Below are 18260 nucleotides of genomic sequence, written 5' to 3'. Positions count from 1 at the left end.
TTTTCAAATACAGAATTATTTTTAAAAATCGCCGAAAAAGTAAAAGTATATTAATACCATCAAACTAAAATTATAATATTATCATATCACTGGTGATAATTTATTATTTTCATATTCTATGTTACTAGTATTTATGGGCTTTTTTAATACTAGGTCGCTGATAACATAGATTTAACGATATACCCAGACGAGAACTGATTAAAGAGGTTATACAATGCAAAGATCAAGAGGATTAAAAAGTAGATCAAGAAAAAAAATGACTAAAGTACAAAGACCGGGTAGAACTAACCCTATTACCAACAGACTCCAAAAATTTGAAGAAGGAGACTTAGTTCACATTACTATCAACCCATCTATCCAAAAAGGACAGCCAGCTCCTAGATTCCATGGAAAAACTGGTAAAGTCATTGGTCAAAAAGGTAAAGCTTATATCGTAACTTTAAAAGATGGAAACAAAGCAAAAGAATTAATTGTTAGACCAGACCACTTAAAATTACAAAACTGATTTTTATGATCGGAAAAAATATAATTGAAAGTGAACCTATTCCAGGTGCTAAAGTTAAAGAAGTTCTTGAAGAGTTTTCAGAAGACAATGAATTGAATTATGAACAGAACGTCACTTTAAACCATCTTGCAAGGTTCAAAAGATTTTCTCTTGAAGATTCAGAAGAGATTCTTGAAAAACTTCAAAGTGAATTTAACTTAAGACCAAAAGTCGCTGTTCATATTGTAGATTTAGTTCCACAAGATTTGGCCGATTTAAGATTAATTTTCGCAAAAGAACCTGGCCAAGTCGATAAAGAAGAAATGGAAAAAATTCTTGAACTTTTAGAACAATATGATATTATCGAATAGTTACAAACTATTCACTTTTTTTATTTATTTACCCTAACCAAATCCAATTTATACTCTCTTTTTTTAGATATGTTTATTACATTTAAAAATAAAAACTAATAATAAGATTTATGTTATGGTCAATTTTTGACATAACCAAAAACAATAGTGAAGTGATACCATGAAAGATAATAACAAAAAAGAGAGAACATCAACAGTGAAAAAAGAAGAAAATGCTGTTATTCTTGATTATTTAAGCAGAGGATATGTCAAATCAGATATGTCCAAATTTGGTGGAAAAGCTATTGCTCAAGCTATTGGTACAGAACAATTCACTTTACTAGAATTAGCTCCTAAAAATGGAGTGGATTTAGAGATTCAAGACACCGTATATATCGGAAAAGGAAAAAGAGATAAAATTTTTAGAGTTCTCGGCAAACTAAATTTCGAAAATCTCACTGCAACAAGTAGAATAGAACTTGAATATGCCATCCGTGACATTGTCGAAGCAGAAGAGGAAAAATATGTTGAATTCTTCAATACTGCCGACTCAGTAAGTACAAGATTACACAGTTTAGAGCTAATTCCAGGAATTGGTAAAAAATACATGTGGGACATTATTAAAGCAAGAGAGGAAAAACCTTTCGAAAGTTTTGAAGACATTACCGAAAGACTTCCTACCTTAACAGATCCTGCAGGAATGATTGTCAACAGAGTCAAACAAGAATTGGATACTACAACAGTCAGAAGAGGCAAAAGTAAATATTACATATTTACACAGCCTCCAAGAAATCAAAGAAGGTCAAGATAAAGTGATAAATTGAATAGTGAATCTTCCCAATCCCTATCAAAAGAAACCAAAAATATCCTAAACCAACATGGCATAAAGTTAAACAAAAATCTTGGTCAGAATTATCTGATTGACAAAAATAAGCGTGACCAGATAATTAACTTCGGAAATGTTGATAAAAACGATACTGTTCTCGAGATAGGAACAGGGATAGGAACACTAACAATTGAACTTGCCAAAAGAGCTGGAAAAGTAATAGCAATAGAACAGGACACCAATATTGCAAATATATTGAATGAAAGACTTAAAAAAGAAAAAATAGATAACGTAGAGTTAATCAACGATGATGCATTGAATGTTGAATTTCCCAAATTCAATAAGATCATCTCAAATCTACCTTATCAAATCTCATCACCAATAACCTTTAAATTTTTGAATTACGATTTTGACTTAGCTATTTTAATGTATCAAAAAGAGTTTGCAAGACGCATGAACGGTACGGTCGGAAGCAAAGATTACTCAAGGCTTTCGGCGATGCTTTATTTCAAATGTGGTGTGGAAACATTGACTGATGTAAGCTCTGAAAGCTTCATTCCAAAACCGAAAATCGATTCTACCGTTGTAAAATTAACTCCGAAAGAAAATAAAATTTCCGACGATGACTTTAAGATATATTCCGATTTTACAAAGGCTCTTTTTCAGCATAGAAACAAAAAAATCAGAAATGCCCTGATTGATTCCAGACACATCATCTGCAGACTTGACAAAAAGGAGATAAAAGAAAAAATCAACAGTATCGAATCCGACAGGCTCAATGACTACCTCAAACAAAGGGTAATAGCCATCAGCCCTGAGGAAATACTGTTTTTATCAAAAGAACTGAATCTGATTTTAAATGAGTAGATATCATGAGTGACTTTATCATCAATACAGACGACAACGTTTATATTCCCGCTGAAGACAGCTACCTGTTGGCAGAGAATTTGGAAATCCAAAAAGGTCAAAGCGTTTTGGAAATAGGCACAGGATCCGGAATAGTTGCAATGTATGCCTCAAGATTAACAGATAAAATCACTGTAACCGACATCAACTTCGATGCATGCGAGCTTGCACGAAAAAACTTTGAGGCGAACCACATCGAAAACATAGAAATTTTGTTCGGCAACCTGTTTGAACCTGTGAAAAATAGAAAGTTTGATGTAATTTTATTTAATACTCCATATCTACCTACCGAAGAAGATGAAGTTATCGATAGCAATTTAAATTATGCATTCGACGGTGGATTAAATGGAAGGAAAGTCATAGATTTATTTTTAAATGAAGTGTCAAATCATTTAAATGATGGTGGAATTGTCCAGATGATTCAGTCTTCATTTTCAGACAACGAAAAGACATTGAATATTCTGGATGAAAACGGTTTTATAGCTGAAATTTCAGCTTCAGAACACTTCTTTTTTGAAGACATTACATTAATTAACGCATATAAAATATAAAAAGGTGATCAGTATGGAACAATGGAAAATGTCAATTTTAACAGGAATTGCACTAATAATCCTTGGAGTAATTTTCATTATACTTAGGGGCCACATCAGCATTTGGCTTGCAATAGTAATAATATTGGGTATAATCGATATTGTCCTCGGATTGGTAAGAAAAAATAGATAGTTTGGAGAATTATAATTCTCCATCAAAGACAAGTTCTGCAGGACCTTCCATGAAGGCTCCTAAAGAATCTTCTTTTTCATAAACATTGAATTTTAAGTCTCCGCCAGGCAAGTGAAGCAATATATCTTCATCAAATAAGCCTAGCTTATAGCCTGAAATTGCTGTGGAGGTTGCGCCTGTACCGCATGCAAGTGTCACACCTGCTCCACGCTCCCAGGTAATCATTTTGCCTTCATTTTTGGAAATTACCTCTACAAAGTGCACATTGATTTTTTCAGGAAACACTTCATGGGCTTCAATGGCCGGACCGTATTTGTTAATGTCGATTTCATCAACGTCATCAACGAAAATTATTGCATGAGGATTGCCGACACTGATAGCTGTCACGTTGAATGTTGTATCAATAACTTCCAGCTCCCCATCAAGAAACTCGTCCTTATCTGAAATCATTGGAATTTCAGGAGTTTTGAATGTTGAAAGACCCATATCCACCTTAAACAGTACCGGTTCACCGTCATCAAGGGTAATTTCGATTGTTTTTATTCCAGCCCTTGTCTCGACAGTCATCTTTTCCTGTTTTAAAATGCCTTTTCTGTATACGAAATCTCCAAAGCATCTTATTCCATTACCGCACATTTCAGCTTCGCTTCCATCGGGATTGAACATTCTGTAACCGATGTCAGCCACTTCAGAAGGCTCTACAAATAAAACACCATCTCCACCTACTCCAAAGTTTCTGTGGCATAATATTCTGCATGCTTCAGGCTTGTCCGCTTCCGGAATGACTTCCCCTTTACTTTCATCGATAATTGGAAAGTCATTGCCTATGCCGTGCATTTTTGAAAATTTCAATCCTTTTAAATCAACCATAGCAATCAACTCTTATTTTAAATGTGGCGGGAGGGATTGTTTTGCATATAAGTCTTCAAAGGTCTGTCTTTCACGTACTACATTGCATTCGCCGTCACTGACCAGTATTTCTGAAGCTAAAGGCCTTGAATTATAGTTGGATGACATTGTAAATCCGTATGCACCGGCATTCAATATAGCCAAAATGTCTCCTTCCTCAACATCAGGCATTGGCCTGTCACGTGCGAAGAGGTCTCCTGATTCACATACGTTTCCTGCAATGTCAACTTCCTGAGTGTTTTCAGCATCCATTTTGCTTGCATTGACAATGTGGTGGTATGAATCATACATTGCAGGTCTTAGAAGTGTGTGGAAACCTGCATCTACACCTATGAATTTTCTGTAACTTTGTTTTAAGCTGTTAACTGTTACGAGAAGTACGCTTGCATCCCCGACAATGTATCTTCCAGGTTCCAGATACATTGTAGGATTGCCCATGTCATACTGTTCCAATTTTTCTTTAAATAAACCGATATTGACTTCAGCAAATTTGTCCAAATCCACAATGTTTTCTTCGGGAGTGTATGGAATACCTACTCCACCACCGAAATCAACGAATTCAAAGTCAATTCCAGCTTCCTGGTGAACTTTTCCGGCAATGTCCATTGTTGATTCGATAGCCAATTTGAAAGGTTCAGGGTCCAATATTCCTGATCCTATATGGGAGTGCATACCGATAGGGTTGAATCCCAGTTCTTTTGCCATCTCATAAACTTCTACAGCTTCATTGTCCATAATACCGAATTTACTCATTACTCCACCTGTAATACAGTGGTCGTGGTGTCCTGCACCTACCATTGGGTTTACCCTAAATGAGATTTTCAATCCTTCAGGATCAATCACTTTGGCCAGTCTTTTAAGTGCTGATACGGAATCGATGTTTAAAACCGCTCCTTCATCGTGGACAAATTTCAATTCATCGTTGGTAATGTTGTTACCTGTAAATAATATTCTGTCTCCTGAAAATCCAAGCATTTTGGATATGTGAACTTCTCCAGGAGATACAGCATCAATACAGCAACCTTCAGACTCCAATATTTTCATTACTGCAAGGTTGGTATTTGCTTTACATGCGTAAAAGACTTTGAAATCAGAGTAATATTTTGTAAATGCAGAATAAAATCTGTTATAGTTATCCCTTATCCTAGCCTCATCAATCACATAGGTCGGAGTTCCAAATTCCTCTGCGATTTCAACCGCATCGGCTCCACCTATATCCAAGTGGTTTTTATCATTAGTTTTAATATTCAAATCCATAATTAAACTCCTATAAAAAGTTACATTATAATTTTACATATCAACTTCAATCTATTTAAAACTAGTGAAGGAAAGAGTTTTGCCGATTAAAATTAATAATATTGAAATGAAAGTATTAATAAGGTGAAAATATGCAAAAACCCTATGGCCTTACCGTTCGAGGAATAATAAAAAACGATAACAATGAGATATTGATAGTGAAAAGACATCCGAAATCCAGAACCGACCCTGAAATGTGGGAGCTTCCGGGAGGAAAAGTGGAAGCTGGCGAATTCTTTGCCGACGCGCTGGTTCGCGAAATTAAGGAGGAAACATCACTTGACGTTAATGTTGGAGACTTTGCAGAAGCTATCCAGAACGATTACATGCACAAAAGAACCGTGCAGCTGATGATGTATTTGGTTGACGTTGAAGGTGAGGTAAAAATCAGCGAAGAGCACACAGACTGGATGTGGGCAGACATTGACAAAATAAGGACACTTGATATATCAACATCACTTAAAAAAGTATTGAAAAAAAGAAATTGGGAAATCTAATCAACGAAACGTTGATTTTCAATACCCAAAACACCTATTCTACATTTCGGACACAGTGATGATTCACCCAATACGTGAAGCTCATCACCGCAATCCGGACAGTATTCATAGCTGTCGTCAATAAACACTGTCAGGTCATTGGTGTGATCCTTTAGGATTTCCCTCATCAGGGAATCTTCTAAGTTTGCATTGTTTTCATAAATGACGAATTTGTTTATTTGCCTTGAGCAGTCCTTACAGTAATATCCGTAATATTTTCCGGAAAAGTCATTTGGCTTGTCTTCAAAATCGTTTAACTCAACATCACCAACATGAAACTCCCCTTCACCATCAAGGGCAAATGCCTTTTCAAGCTTCAAATCCAAATCCTTGCCGCAGCTAATGCAGTTCTGAAACTTGTTGTCGAAATCGATGATTTTTGTGTTGTCATCAAGGTTTTCTATGATTTGGATTATTAGTTCCTTTGAAATGCTTTGTGATTTTTCTGTAACATGGAAGTTATAGACAAATTTCCTGCAGTTGTAGCAGTAGAATTTATAGATTCCTCCGGAAACAAGAGATTCTGAAGCCTTTTCAGATGAACTGACGGCCAACATACCCACATGAACAATTCCTTCACGGTCAATCCAGAAAATATCGGATGAATCCTTGTATTTAAATTCACAGTTACTGCAAGAATATTCAGTATGGATACCCATCTTATCACCTATAATATTTCATCCAAAGCATTAACAAACTCATCGATTTCTTCTTTTGTAATTATCAATGGAGGCACGAATCGTAAAACGTTGTCTGCAGTGCAGTTGATTAAAAATCCTGCTTCGCGAAGCTTGTCAACGTATTCCGCTCCAGGCTTGGTTAACTCCAAACCGACCATCAGACCTTTACCTCGCACATCGGCAATGATTTCCTTGTCCAATTTTTTCAATTCAGCGATGAAATATTCGCCGACTTCATTTACGTTATCCAGGATGTTTTCGTCAATGAAAGTGTCCAAAACAGCGTTTGCAGCAGCGCATACCAAAGGACCGCCTCCGAAAGTGGTTCCGTGATCTCCAGGTACAAATGCACCTGCCACCTTTTCGGTTGCAAGGATTCCGCCCATAGGGACTCCTCCACCAATACCTTTGGCCATGGTCATGATATCAGGCTTTACTCCAAACAGTTCGTGTGCAAATAATGTTCCGCATCTTCCAAATCCTGTTTGAACCTCATCTACAATGAATACAATGTCCTTTTCATGACAGAGCTCTTCAATCTGCTTTAGATAATCTGCATCAGGAACATTAACTCCACCTTCACCCTGAATAGGTTCAACGATGATTGCTGCAGTGTTTTCGGTTACTGCATCCTTAATGGCTTCAATGTCATTGTATGGAACATTGATGAAACCTTCTGGCATTACAGCCTTGAATGGTTCATGATATTCCTCGTGACCTGTAGCTGCCAATGTCATTATTGTTCTTCCGTGGAATGAATCGACAGTGGAGATGACTTCGCTTTTTCCTGTGTATTTTACTGCAAGCTTGATTGCACCTTCATTTGCCTCGGCTCCGCTGTTTGCATAAAATATTCTATCGAAACTGGTTAAATCAATTAATTTTTTAGCATAAACCAATGCAGGTTCGTTGTAATAAATGCTTGAAATGTGAATGAGCTTTTCTGCCTGGTCCTGAATAGCTTTGACCAATGCTGGATGATTATGACCCAATGCATTAACTGCAATACCGGCAAACATGTCCAAGTATTCATTTCCATCAATATCAGTTACCTTAACACCTTCCCCGTGGTCCAAAACGATTGGTTGTCTTGTGAAAGTGTTAATGAAATAATCATCTTCAATTTTAATTAATTCCTGAGTATTCATTTTTATCCTCCATAAACTATTTAATCATTAACATTTATAATAATAATATTATTTAAAATTGGTGATAAAATGAAAGTCGCAACAATAGAAACTGATAAAGGGAATATCGTTTTAGAATTATTCCCGAATGAAGCACCTGGAACTGTAGCCAACTTCGAAAAATTAATCAAAGAAGGTTTTTACGATGGATTAACCTTCCACAGAGTTATTCCAAACTTCGTAATCCAAGGCGGATGCCCTGTCGGAAACGGAACCGGAGGACCTGGTTACACCATAAAATGTGAAACTGAAGGAAACCCACACAAACACGGTACCGGTGCATTATCAATGGCACACGCAGGTAAAGACACTGGTGGAAGCCAATTCTTTATTACCCATTCACCACAACCTCACTTAGATGGTGTTCACACCGTATTCGGCCAAGTTATTGAAGGCCAAGATGTTGTAAACGCTATCCAACAGGGTGACAAAATGAACAGAGTCACCATCGAAGAAAGATAATTATTATCTTTCATCTTATTTTTTTAACTCTAAACGCTCTTTTTAGATTTGATTCCTACAAATGAAGCAAATACGGAAGCAACACATAATACCACACATATCAGACATGTTATTTGGCAGCTGCTGATCAGTAAAGGATAATATTGCTCCACAATAGGAACATCACCCATCACAAATGCGAATACAAGAGTCAATATCCCCAAACTCAATGCCTGACCGACAGTTCTCATGGTTGCAACGGATGCTGATGCAACTGATGTGTCTTTCGGCGGAACGGAACTCATTATAACATTCGTATTCGGCGGTGAAAACAATCCGAAACCTATACCGTAAATAATCATGGACACAATAAGGAATTCCATGGATGTAGCTTCATTTAAGAATGCAAATAAACATAGGGAAACTGTTCCAAGACCCATTCCAATGGCTGCAAGAATCTGCGGAACATATCTGTCCGACAATCTTCCTGCAATCGGAGCCAAAACCACCTGACAAAGCGGTGCTGCAAGCAAAATTATTCCTGCTGTCTGCGAATCCAGACCCTTGATGTATTGCAGATGATAATTTAGAATTGTTGTGACAGCAAAAGTAGCCAGATATGCGCACAATGATGCAAAATTGGCGGAGAAGAATTTTCGGTTTTTAAAAAACCTTATGTCAAACACAGGATGGGCCTGCCTCAGTTCAATCCATCCGAATACAATCAGAAACATTATGCCCAAAACTGCCAATACAACACCCAATGTCTCATTGAGTATAGTAAATCCGTACATGAAAAGCACCATTCCGATTCCATATGAAACCGATCCCTTAATGTCAAGGGGAACGTTTTCAAAGGTAATCCACTCTTCATCGACTTTGGTTAAAATCAGAACCAGTGTGGCCAAAAGGAACGGAACTCCAAACAGCACTACAGACCTCCAGCCCAGATGGTAATTGAGAACCCCTCCAAGAACCGGAGACAGCGATAGTCCGATGTAGACTCCGGTGATGACTATTCCTAATGCCTTACCCCTTTCCTGTGGAGGAAATGCAGATACAACCATTGCCATTGAAGTGACATTGAAAAATGCGAGAGAAATTCCCAATATCAAACGGCAAATTAAAAACTGTTCGGAATTTGTGACAAGGACATTGGCAATAGAAATTATGATAAACAGCACGACACTGATGATGGTGACTTTTTTAAGACCGTATTTTCCTGAAATCTGACCTGCCGGAACGGACAGTACTGCAACTACCAATAAAAAGATGATTATTGCCCAATTTTGAACAATATTGCTCATGTGAAATTCCGCAGCGATTGAAGGAATTACAACCATGACTGCATTTACCGCAAATACCGCAAAAAATGACAGTACCGTACAGATTAAAAGGATAATGTTTTCAGATTTCATTTTTATCTAGTATGCTGGACCAAAACAATATTAATGCCATTTGGATCAATGACTCTTGCCATATAGCCCACCTGAGTTTCAACAGGCTTTAGAGCAATGTTTGCTCCTTTTTCTTCAAGTTTTTTAATTTCTTCGTTGATGTCTTCAACGTCCATTCCGATTGAATAGATTCCTGTTTCAAAGGCTGTGCTTTGTATTAGCTCAAGGCCTGCAAATCCATCGCCGTTAAGTAATGTAATCTTACCTCCAGGAACATCAAATTCCTCATCAAAGGTAAAGTCAAAAGTTTCTGTGTAATATTTAACACTTTCAGCCATATCATTGACAATCATGGTAGCGTATCTGATTTTCATAAAAAATAGTATGTTTATTATTAGATATAATAAATTCTATTTCAATTTCTGCATCAAACCGGACATGCGGGCATAGTGAAACATATAGAGCTGAACATAACCTGCATTGTCCCCGAACTGTTCCATTCCAAAGTCCCTTACCTTGGACACGCTTATATCCTTTCCATCAAAGTAGAGGTGAGAAACAATACGCTTTATCCATACATCTGAGGGGAACGCTTCCTTAAAATTGAAACCGTAAAGCAATATGCAGTCGGCCACCTTCGGACCTACGCCCGGAACTTTCAAAATGGTTTCAAATGCTTCATCATAGCTCATTTTGTAGATTTCCGAGAGGTCCATTTCAACTGTAAATAATTCTGAAGCTTTTTTCATATAGGGTGCTCGATATCCCACCCCACATGATTTCAAGTTATTTCCACAAGTTTCACCGCAAACCAACGATTCTTCCACTTCATCTTCAAATAAATCCTTAATTATTACTTTATCCGGAAATGTGTAATAATTATCGAAATATTTATTTCCCCATTTCTCTTTCATATCGCACATGGATTTTGTCCATCTCCTGATGGAATTGTTGGCCGATGAAATTGATGAGATGATGCACTCAAATTCATCCTTTGCAAGAAACAGCCTCAGACCTCTGCAAAACTCAGACATCTCAGCGAGTTCTGATTGATTTGACAAATATTTATAAAATTTGTTTAAATCAAAATCCAAATCGTAAATATGGTTTAATTTTGAAATGGCCTGCTTTTTTGAAATGTCGCCTGTAAAATCAAAATCAAGATAATCGCCTGACTGGCTAACATCAAAAAGAACCGGCTTATCGCCAACCATGACAACCTCTCTAAATGAATCCTCCTGCCTAAGCCATGGAGGCTGTGAAGTCTGACCGGACATTTGGGTTAATTCTAAATCAATCGGAGCCTTAATTATCATAATCGAACAGCTACATTATTTTCTTTGAGGTACTGCTTAACTTCCCCGATTGAATATTGGTTAAAATGAAATATACTTGCAGCAAGAGCTGCGGAAACATCTGTTTTTTCAAACACATCAAGAATATGTTTCGGTTCGCCAACACCGCCACTTGCAATGACCGGAATATCCACCGCATCATTAATGGCCCTGTTAAGTTCAATGTCATATCCGTTTTGGGTTCCATCTCCGTCCATACTGGTTAAAAGAATCTCACCTGCACCCAAATCCTGACATTTTACTGCCCACGCAATCGCATCGATGCCTGTAAATTCACGTCCGCCGTAAATGCTTGTATCAAACCAGCAGTATCCCTTTTCAGTTTCAATGACTATCTTGTCTTTCGCATCATCGGGATGGTCAACATATCTTCTTTTGGCATCTATTCCAATTACAACTGCCTGTGAGCCAACGACCTTTGAAGCTTCAGTCAAAAGCTGCGGGTTTTTGATGGCAGCAGTGTTTGTTGAGCATTTGTCCGCTCCAGCCTTTAACATCTTGATGTAATCGTCAACCTTTCTTATTCCTCCACCTACACAGATAGGCATGAAAACGTTTTCTGTTAGCCTGTCAATGACATCAGCCATGGTGGCACGTCTTTCATGTGATGCTGTAATATCCAATACGACAACCTCATCAGCACCTTCCTCATAGTAGCGTGTTGCAAGGTCTACCGGGTTTCCGGCATATCTGATCTGCTTAAATTCAACGCCTTTGACGACTCTGCCTTCAGGAACCTGCAAATCACAATCTAGACAAGGAATAATTCTTTTGGTTAACATAATAATCAAATAAATAAAAAAAGTAGTATTGTTTTAAAAAACAATATCTAAGCTGAATATCTTAAAACAAAACAAAATATAGCTAAAACTATAGTAGCAATAATAACATGCTCAGGGGAAAGTTTTGGACCTAAACTTTCTTCATCAAAGTATCTTACTAAACCTGCACCGGTTTGAGGCATAGAAATCTTATCATTTTTTTTCGCCATAATAATTCTCCCATAAATTAATCAATAAAAATAACTGTATATAATTATTTTATTCCTAGTATATAAAGTTTAAATTTTTTCCTTTCTGATAACTTTAATATCGCTGATTCGGGTATCCGGATATTGTCCGTCCTCATCCTTTTCAACAGCCTTTACCATATCCCACACTGTAAGCAATGCCACACTGACACCTGTAATGGCTTCCATCTCAACACCTGTTTTTCCCAATGTATTGACAGCACATGTAGCTATTATTTCAGTTGGTTTGACTTCGAAATCAAGCTCGATTCCTGTCAAGGCCAAAGGATGGCAAAGTGGAATTATTGAAGAAGTGTTTTTAACGGCCTGAATTCCTGCAATTTGAGCAGTAGTTAAAACGTTTCCTTTCTTGATTTCTTCATTTTGTATTAAATCTATAGTATTTTTGTCCAGAAAGATACTGCCACTTGCAATTGCTCTTCTTTTCTGATCGGGTTTTTCCCCAACTTCAACCATATGTACTCCGCTGTCTGTTAAATGTGTAAATTCATCTGCCATAATATCTACTTCTCACTCACTTCTATTACATCCAACTGTTCGCAGATGGCCCTAACGCCCAATATCTGTGAAACGTTTGGATTGCTTCTTCCTTCATCACCGGAAATCAGTTCCTTAATGTAGAGTCCACCTTCTGTCTTGATGGTCATGGAGAATGTCTGCTCGTCAATTATTTCATATGACAGGTCAAGAACATGCTTTATCCTTACCATATCCGTACGTCTTCTAAGCACCCTCAATGGGGTTTGCTGGTGGATTTCATTCAATTTAGTTATCTCATCAAGTTTGGATTCGTCAAACGCCTCATCACATTTGACAATTGCATTGTAAACCTTATAAGTATCTGGAGAGGACTGTTTGATTTCTGCCTTTCTTGGCCTCTCGCAAGGATGGAGATTGTGATAGGCAGTCTTTCCTTCATTGATTCTGTTTATTTCTGATTCCAATTTTGGATAGTCCAGGTTTCTGATTCTCGGTTCCTTTATCTCCAAAACGAATGGTCTGCCCGTACCCAACATCAAAACATCAATGTCTTCACGTCCGGCACCGTGGAACTTTGCTTCACGGCCTTTGGTTAATTTCAATACATGCTCGGATATTAACTCTTCAACGGATTCAGGATACTGTTTGCCTGTGAAATTGCACTCCTCACAGCCTCTGCCCTTACATTTTGTACATGGCCATTTGGTTTGAGGAATTCCACGTTTCAGCTTGTTGTATCTTCCCTCAATGTAGAGAGGATTTATTTGAATCTTAACCTTTGGTTTTTTTCTTAAATCAACATTGAATACTATGTCCTGCCTTTCGAACTCGGCTTCCTTATCATATATTTCCCAAATTCCAAGTCCTATCAGCCTGTTGACTTCCTTTTTGATGGTTTCAACACCCAAATCGAATTTTTCGGAAAACTCGTCATCGCGCTTTTGGATTTCCTTGTCAATCTGTGAACCTACAAGAAAGGTTTCAAATTCAACTCCCAGCTGATTTATCTTATCGTCTATTTTTTTGTATAGCTCATCATCAATCTTGTCAAAGAGATTATCGCAAATCACACATTCGCTATCGTCGAGATTGATGTTCAATTCGGCACATACCTTTTCTGCCCTTTCAATGTTGTTTGAGCCTTCAACTGTCTTGGACAGCTTACGGCCAAGGCAGTTTTTACAGATTTTCCCATCTGTTTCGTCCAATATTTTTTTAGCTAACTCATACATGTTATCTGTTCATGAACTGGCCCATCATACGGTTCATTGCACCGCCGCCCAAACGGCTTCCACGTTTTCCAATGCCCTTCATGGTCTTTTTGGTGTTGTTGTAGTATCTTAGAAGTTCCTTCACTTCACTTTCATCGACACCGGATCCGCGCGCAATTCTTCTTATACGTGACTGCTTGATGATTTTCGGATTCATCATTTCCTCTTCGGTCATTGAAGACATCATGACTTTATAGGAATCGATTTTATCTTCAGTCATCTTGGATGCTTCCTTGGAAATCTTGTTTCCCATTCCAGGAATCATGTTTAGAACCTGCTGCATCGGACCCATGCTGTTCATCATCTCGAACTGGTTTTTCATGTCCATCAGGGTGAATTTTCCGGTAAGCATGTTGTTCATTGTCTTTTCGGCAATGTCCTCGTCAATGTTTTCTTCTGCCTTTTCTATAAGGGATTTGATGTCTCCCATTCCAAGCAGTCTTGAAATGAATCTTTCAGGATCAAACAGTTCAAAGTCATCGATTCTCTCACCGGTACCTATGAACTTGATTGGTGCGCCTGTTTCTGCAACTGCTGACATTGCGCCCCCACCTTTTGCTGAACCGTCAAGTTTTGTAATTATGATTGACCCTATGTCTGTGGCCTGTGAAAATGCTCTTGCCTGTTCCCCGGCCTGCTGACCGATGGTACCGTCAATGACAAGAATGGCTTCTGTAGGATTGATGATGTTGTCCAATTCATCCATTTCAGCAATCAAATCCTCTTCCTGCTTGTGCCTACCTGCAGTATCGAAAATGATGACTTTTCTGTTTTTGAATTCCTGCAGACCTTTTTCGGCCAAATCCAAAGCATCCTTGTTATCCGGATCTCCGTACAAAGGAACATCCATCTCTTCAGTGAGCTGCCTCAGCTGTTCGTAAGCTGCAGGCCTCCATGTGTCTGTACAGACAACTGCAGGGTTGAAACCCTTTTTCTGCAGGTATCTGCATAGCTTACCTATAGTGGTTGTCTTACCACTACCCTGAAGACCCAAGAACAGAATCTTGTAAGGCCTTTCGTTAATGTCAAGACCTGCGGCGTCCTTACCTAAAAGGTTCACCATTTCCTCGTAAATAATAGTTATAACATGTTCCCTTGGAGTGATTCCTTTTGGAGGTTCCTCTTCAAGAGCCCTTTCCTCAATTTTTTTTGATAAATCTAAAACTAATTTAATATTAACGTCTGATTGAATTAATGCACGTTGTATGTCTTTTACAACCTCTTTTATTGTTTTTTTATCAATAACAGACATTCCCACTAATTTTTTCATGGTATTAGTAAGATTTTCTCCTAAGTTTCCGAGCATTGCCATTGTATCACTTTATCGTATAAATTAATGTTAGCAAAATTATATAATTATATTAAAATATATTTATATTTATCTAAGTTTTAAAATTTTTTGTGTGAGACTATGTTAGAGGAAGTAAAAAAATCTTTAGAGGCATCACCGATTGTGAAAAAAGGTGACTACAACTACTTTGTAAATCCGATCAGTGATGGAGTTCCTGCAATGGATCCTAAAATGTTGCGTGAATTGTCTTTAGCTGTACATAAACATGCAGATTTGGACGTTGATAAAATTGTGGCTGTTGAAGCTATGGGAATACATTTAGCTACCGCACTATCTCTTGCAACCGACATTCCATTTGTTGTGATACGTAAAAGGCAATATGGTCTTGAAGGTGAATTTGAAGTATATCAGAAAACCGGCTACGGCTCATCAAACCTTTACATCAACGATTTGCATGAAGGAGAAAAGATATTGCTCATCGATGACGTTGTAAGTACAGGAGGAACACTGATAGCCCTTATCAGAACTCTGCAGGATTTGGGTCTTGAAATCAAATCAGTAGTGGCAGTCATTGAAAAGGGTGAAGGAAAGGAAATTGTTGAAAAGGAAACCGGCATGGAAGTATTGTCCATTGTAAAACTGGATGTCATTGATGGAAAAGTCGTGATTGAAAAAACTATTGAAGATTAAAATGTCAATGTATGATATGGATTTGGACAGGGCAATCCGTAAAATCAATTCAAGGGACGTGAAGACCGTTGGCCTTCAGTTTCCCGAAGGCCTTAAAATGCAGGCCGTAAAGATTGCAAAACACATTGAAGATGAAACGGATGCCACCGTTATCATTTCAGGCGATCCCTGCTTTGGAGCCTGTGACGTAAGTGACTGGAAAATGAAGGGATCAGTTGACCTGATAATCCACTACGGACACACCCCTCTTCCACTTAAGTATGAAGTTCCAACACTTTTCATTGAAGCATTCTCAAAAATTGACATTAAAAAAAGCCTTGAAAAGTCCCTGGAAGAACTTAAGGATTACTCAAGAGTAGGACTTGTAACAACAACCCAGCACCTGCATCTTTTGGCTGAAATCAAGGATTATCTTGAAGACAATGGCAAGGAAGTGATTTTGGGATCTTCCCCATCAACCAGAAAAGGACAGGTTCTAGGCTGCAACTTCTCATCCATCAAGGATTTGGACGTTGAAATATTTCTGTTTGTCGGAAGCGGAAATTTCCACCCATTGGGCATTAATCTATTCTCAAACACTCCCGTTTTGGCTCTTGACCCGTACAACAACGAAGTAAGAACCATGGACGAATATGCAGATAGAATACTTAGAATTCGGTTTGCAAGAATAACCAAGGCAAGAAGTGCAACCAAATGGGGAATAATAGTGTCTTCAAAGGAAGGCCAATACAGGATGGAACTTGCAAAGGCAATCAAGAAAAACCTAGAGGACAACGGTATGGAGGCATACATAATTCTGGCAGACAACATCAATCCGGACATATTGCTTCCTTATCTTGAACTTGAAGCATTTGTAGTTAGCGCATGTCCGAGAATAGCCATTGACGATTCGCAAATGTATAAAAAACCACTTCTGACTCCACAGGAATTGGAGATTGTATTGAACAAAAGGGAGTGGGAAAACTATCAGCTGGATGAAATTTTATTCCATGAACGCTACAAATAGCTTTAAATATTAATATAAATAAAATTATTATATTAAGAAATTTTTTATAAATCTTTATTTTGGTGATTTTAATTGAATGACAAAGAGGAAAAAATAGTAATGCCTGGAGATAAATTAGGAATAATCGAACAGTATCTTCCAGGAGACGGTACTTATGACGATAATGGCGACATAAAAGCATCAGTACTTGGTAATGTTAAAATTAATCAAAAAATGAAGGTTATTACTGTTGAGGGTAATGCTAAACCCGCACTACTTGAAGTTGGAGATGTAGTATACGGTCAAATTACCGACATCAAGCCTCAAAGGGCAAATGTCAAAATCGACTGTATTAAAGACAATGCAAGGCCACTGGCACTACCTTATATGGGTGCAATCCACATATCTCAAGCTAAAAAAGATTATCTTGAAAAGTTATCCGATGCCTTTAGGATAGGAGACATTATCCAAGCTAAAGTAGTAAAAATTACAGGAGATAATGTTGATTTGGGCACCGTTGATGATGACTGTGGAGTGCTTAAGGCAATGTGTACACGCTGTAGGGACTACATGCATACAACCTCAAAAAATAATGAACTTCAGTGCAATTCATGTAATAAAAAGGAAAGACGTAAAGTCTCTAAAAACTATGTTAATGATTAATTTAGGTTGATAAAATGGAAAATATTGAAATTATTGAAGATAAAACTTTAGAATTAACCTTTATTGTAAAGGATGAAAGTCATGGAGTCTGCAACGCTTTAAGACATATCTTAATGCAGGACCCTGACGTGGAATACGCTGTTTACAATATTGATCACCCTCTTACCGGCAAACCGGAAATGACCATCAAAACAAAAAGAGGAAAAAGACCAAGAATTGTTCTTAAAAAAGCAGCTGAAGAACTCCAAAAAGAAAGTGCAGACTTTAAAAAACTTATCGATGAAGCTTTATAGCTTCCTATTATTTTTTTTAATGTGATTTGATGGCAAATTACAAAAAACCTTCCCTAACCACAGACATATTTATTTTTGATGACAATTTAAACTTTATTTTGATAAAAAGAAAAAACGACCCTTACAAAGGATATTGGGCGCTTCCGGGAGGATTTGTTGACTACGGTGAAAAAGTAGAAAATGCAGCCATACGTGAAGCAAAGGAAGAAACCAGCATTGATGTGGAACTTAAAAATCTGGTCAATGTTTATTCCGAACCGGACAGGGATTCAAGGGGACATACTGTCAGTATAGTATACACCGCCACAGGAGATTTCACAAATAGAAAAGCTGATGACGATGCCTGTGACATTGCAATCTTTTCAAGTGAAAAACTTGATGAAATCAATCTTGCTTTTGACCATGAAAAAATTATTAGAGATTGCTTAAAAACATTAAAAAAGAACAAATAATGCTATATATTTAAA

25 protein-coding genes are annotated in these 18260 nt (G+C 37.6%); 13 read left to right on the top strand and 12 right to left on the bottom strand.

Annotation, left to right across the window (positions count from 1 at the left end; translation table 11 throughout):
* Positions 1–214 precede the first annotated feature (214 nt).
* From Q0W04_RS04225 to Q0W04_RS04200, 6 genes are all read left to right on the top strand, one after another.
* The gene (locus Q0W04_RS04225) at positions 215–505 is read left to right on the top strand and encodes a 50S ribosomal protein L21e (RefSeq protein ID WP_298500735.1); all 291 of its coding nucleotides are present in this window, start codon (positions 215–217) and stop codon (positions 503–505) included.
* 5 nt (positions 506–510) lie between these two features.
* Complete coding sequence (locus tag Q0W04_RS04220; RefSeq protein WP_298500732.1) at positions 511–855, top strand: RNA polymerase Rpb4 family protein; 345 nt, start codon at positions 511–513, stop codon at positions 853–855.
* A gap of 160 nt (positions 856–1015) precedes the next feature.
* Entirely contained in the window at positions 1016–1645 is a 630-nt protein-coding gene (locus tag Q0W04_RS04215; protein WP_298500730.1) for a DUF655 domain-containing protein, read from the top strand.
* 9 nt (positions 1646–1654) lie between these two features.
* Complete coding sequence (gene rsmA / locus Q0W04_RS04210; RefSeq protein WP_298500728.1) at positions 1655–2527, top strand: 16S rRNA (adenine(1518)-N(6)/adenine(1519)-N(6))-dimethyltransferase RsmA; 873 nt, start codon at positions 1655–1657, stop codon at positions 2525–2527.
* A gap of 5 nt (positions 2528–2532) precedes the next feature.
* Complete coding sequence (locus Q0W04_RS04205; protein ID WP_298500726.1) at positions 2533–3117, top strand: HemK2/MTQ2 family protein methyltransferase; 585 nt, start codon at positions 2533–2535, stop codon at positions 3115–3117.
* A 13-nt stretch (positions 3118–3130) separates the two neighbouring features.
* Complete coding sequence (locus tag Q0W04_RS04200) at positions 3131–3289, top strand: hypothetical protein (RefSeq protein ID WP_298500724.1); 159 nt, start codon at positions 3131–3133, stop codon at positions 3287–3289.
* A gap of 9 nt (positions 3290–3298) precedes the next feature.
* Here the strand turns inward: Q0W04_RS04200 and dapF are convergent, their stop codons facing one another.
* The gene (gene dapF, locus Q0W04_RS04195) at positions 3299–4159 is read right to left on the bottom strand and encodes a diaminopimelate epimerase (protein ID WP_298500722.1); all 861 of its coding nucleotides are present in this window, start codon (positions 4157–4159) and stop codon (positions 3299–3301) included.
* A 12-nt stretch (positions 4160–4171) separates the two neighbouring features.
* Complete coding sequence (gene lysA / locus Q0W04_RS04190) at positions 4172–5455, bottom strand: diaminopimelate decarboxylase (protein WP_298500720.1); 1284 nt, start codon at positions 5453–5455, stop codon at positions 4172–4174.
* 131 nt (positions 5456–5586) lie between these two features.
* Here lysA and Q0W04_RS04185 point away from each other — a divergent pair, with 131 nt between their 5' ends.
* Positions 5587–5991 carry an NUDIX domain-containing protein gene (locus Q0W04_RS04185; protein ID WP_298500718.1) on the top strand — a complete coding sequence of 135 codons (405 nt, stop codon included), beginning with the start codon at positions 5587–5589 and terminating at the stop codon, positions 5989–5991.
* On the opposite strand, the gene Q0W04_RS04180 is transcribed toward Q0W04_RS04185, so the two are convergent.
* A complete protein-coding gene (locus Q0W04_RS04180) occupies positions 5988–6689 on the bottom strand; it encodes a hypothetical protein (protein WP_298500716.1) in 702 nt (233 codons plus the stop codon). The genes Q0W04_RS04185 and Q0W04_RS04180 overlap by 4 nt on opposite strands.
* Before the next feature lie 8 nt (positions 6690–6697).
* Positions 6698–7858: an acetylornithine transaminase gene (locus tag Q0W04_RS04175; protein ID WP_298500714.1), complete on the bottom strand. Its 1161-nt coding sequence runs from the start codon at positions 7856–7858 to the stop codon at positions 6698–6700.
* A gap of 69 nt (positions 7859–7927) precedes the next feature.
* Between Q0W04_RS04175 and Q0W04_RS04170 the strand changes: the two genes are divergently transcribed.
* A complete protein-coding gene (locus Q0W04_RS04170) occupies positions 7928–8359 on the top strand; it encodes a peptidylprolyl isomerase (protein WP_298500712.1) in 432 nt (143 codons plus the stop codon).
* Positions 8360–8388: 29 nt separating this feature from the next.
* Here Q0W04_RS04170 and Q0W04_RS04165 read toward each other — a convergent pair whose 3' ends face one another.
* The 8 genes from Q0W04_RS04165 to Q0W04_RS04130 all read right to left on the bottom strand — a co-directional run bounded on the left by Q0W04_RS04165 (position 8389) and on the right by Q0W04_RS04130 (position 15183).
* The gene (locus tag Q0W04_RS04165) at positions 8389–9756 is read right to left on the bottom strand and encodes an MFS transporter (protein WP_298500710.1); all 1368 of its coding nucleotides are present in this window, start codon (positions 9754–9756) and stop codon (positions 8389–8391) included.
* A gap of 2 nt (positions 9757–9758) precedes the next feature.
* Complete coding sequence (locus tag Q0W04_RS04160; protein WP_298500708.1) at positions 9759–10109, bottom strand: VOC family protein; 351 nt, start codon at positions 10107–10109, stop codon at positions 9759–9761.
* Between the two features lie 36 nt (positions 10110–10145).
* Positions 10146–11051, bottom strand: coding sequence for a DNA glycosylase (locus Q0W04_RS04155; RefSeq protein ID WP_298500706.1), 906 nt, complete (start codon positions 11049–11051; stop codon positions 10146–10148).
* Positions 11048–11872 (bottom strand): imidazole glycerol phosphate synthase subunit HisF, encoded by an 825-nt coding sequence (hisF, locus tag Q0W04_RS04150; protein WP_298500704.1) that lies wholly within the window; start codon positions 11870–11872, stop codon positions 11048–11050. Before hisF ends, Q0W04_RS04155 begins: the two co-directional genes overlap by 4 nt.
* Positions 11873–11919: 47 nt before the next feature.
* On the bottom strand, positions 11920–12081 hold the full coding sequence (locus Q0W04_RS04145) for a preprotein translocase subunit Sec61beta (protein ID WP_298500702.1): 162 nt from the start codon (positions 12079–12081) through the stop codon (positions 11920–11922).
* Between the two features lie 69 nt (positions 12082–12150).
* A complete protein-coding gene (moaC, locus tag Q0W04_RS04140) occupies positions 12151–12618 on the bottom strand; it encodes a cyclic pyranopterin monophosphate synthase MoaC (RefSeq protein WP_298500700.1) in 468 nt (155 codons plus the stop codon).
* Between the two features lie 5 nt (positions 12619–12623).
* Positions 12624–13832 carry a tRNA pseudouridine(54/55) synthase Pus10 gene (locus Q0W04_RS04135; RefSeq protein ID WP_298500698.1) on the bottom strand — a complete coding sequence of 403 codons (1209 nt, stop codon included), beginning with the start codon at positions 13830–13832 and terminating at the stop codon, positions 12624–12626.
* Between the two features lies 1 nt (position 13833).
* Complete coding sequence (locus Q0W04_RS04130; RefSeq protein ID WP_298500696.1) at positions 13834–15183, bottom strand: signal recognition particle protein Srp54; 1350 nt, start codon at positions 15181–15183, stop codon at positions 13834–13836.
* Between the two features lie 99 nt (positions 15184–15282).
* Between Q0W04_RS04130 and hpt the strand changes: the two genes are divergently transcribed.
* The 5 genes from hpt to Q0W04_RS04105 all read left to right on the top strand — a co-directional run bounded on the left by hpt (position 15283) and on the right by Q0W04_RS04105 (position 18245).
* Entirely contained in the window at positions 15283–15852 is a 570-nt protein-coding gene (gene hpt, locus Q0W04_RS04125; protein ID WP_298500694.1) for a hypoxanthine/guanine phosphoribosyltransferase, read from the top strand.
* A 1-nt stretch (position 15853) separates the two neighbouring features.
* The gene (gene dph2, locus Q0W04_RS04120; protein ID WP_298500692.1) at positions 15854–16858 is read left to right on the top strand and encodes a diphthamide biosynthesis enzyme Dph2; all 1005 of its coding nucleotides are present in this window, start codon (positions 15854–15856) and stop codon (positions 16856–16858) included.
* 99 nt (positions 16859–16957) lie between these two features.
* Positions 16958–17500, top strand: coding sequence for an exosome complex RNA-binding protein Csl4 (locus Q0W04_RS04115; protein ID WP_366938629.1), 543 nt, complete (start codon positions 16958–16960; stop codon positions 17498–17500).
* Positions 17501–17514: 14 nt separating this feature from the next.
* Positions 17515–17793, top strand: coding sequence for a DNA-directed RNA polymerase subunit L (locus Q0W04_RS04110; RefSeq protein WP_295610087.1), 279 nt, complete (start codon positions 17515–17517; stop codon positions 17791–17793).
* A 29-nt stretch (positions 17794–17822) separates the two neighbouring features.
* Entirely contained in the window at positions 17823–18245 is a 423-nt protein-coding gene (locus Q0W04_RS04105) for an NUDIX hydrolase (RefSeq protein WP_298500688.1), read from the top strand.
* Positions 18246–18260 lie beyond the last annotated feature (15 nt).

Origin of the sequence: uncultured Methanobrevibacter sp., assembly GCF_947170395.1 — an archaeon.
Classification (GTDB): domain Archaea; phylum Methanobacteriota; class Methanobacteria; order Methanobacteriales; family Methanobacteriaceae; genus Methanocatella.
Note: the sequence above shows the minus strand (reverse complement) of the source record. Positions and strands in the feature narration are given on the sequence as shown.